Origin of the sequence: Streptomyces sp. DH37, assembly GCF_029813835.1 — a bacterium.
Taxonomy (GTDB): domain Bacteria; phylum Actinomycetota; class Actinomycetes; order Streptomycetales; family Streptomycetaceae; genus Streptomyces.
Genome location: NZ_JARVKV010000255.1, coordinates 1 through 380, shown reverse-complemented (window position 1 = coordinate 380; position 380 = coordinate 1). Strand labels below are relative to the sequence as shown.

Below are 380 nucleotides of genomic sequence, written 5' to 3'. Positions count from 1 at the left end.
GACGTCGAAAGCGAGGCCGCCGAGTGCGGCCGCGTACTCGAGGACGACATCGCCCGGCTGTTCGCGCGGCGTACCGGGTTCGAGATCGCGCCGTCGCCGGGCACTCTCGCGCACGTCGACTACCCGTTGATGCGGGTCAACATCGACCGGCTCGTCCTCGAACCGGCCGAGGCCGGCGGCACGGTCGTGGTCCCGCTGGAGTGCAAGAACCGCAGCGAGTACATCGCCTCCGAGTGGGATGCCGGTGTGCCCGACGAGCCCGCTCTCCAAGGGCTGTGGGCGATGGCCGTCGGCGGCTGGCCGCATGCCTGGGTCGCCCCCCTGATCGGCGGGAACCGGCTGCGCTGGCACCGGCTGGAGCGCGACCAGGAGCTGATCGA

1 protein-coding gene is annotated in these 380 nt (G+C 71.6%); it reads left to right on the top strand.

Features of this window, described 5'->3' with window-relative positions:
• A partial coding sequence (locus QC029_RS30915; RefSeq protein WP_279559146.1) for a YqaJ viral recombinase family protein occupies positions 1–380 on the top strand: 380 nt, incomplete at both ends.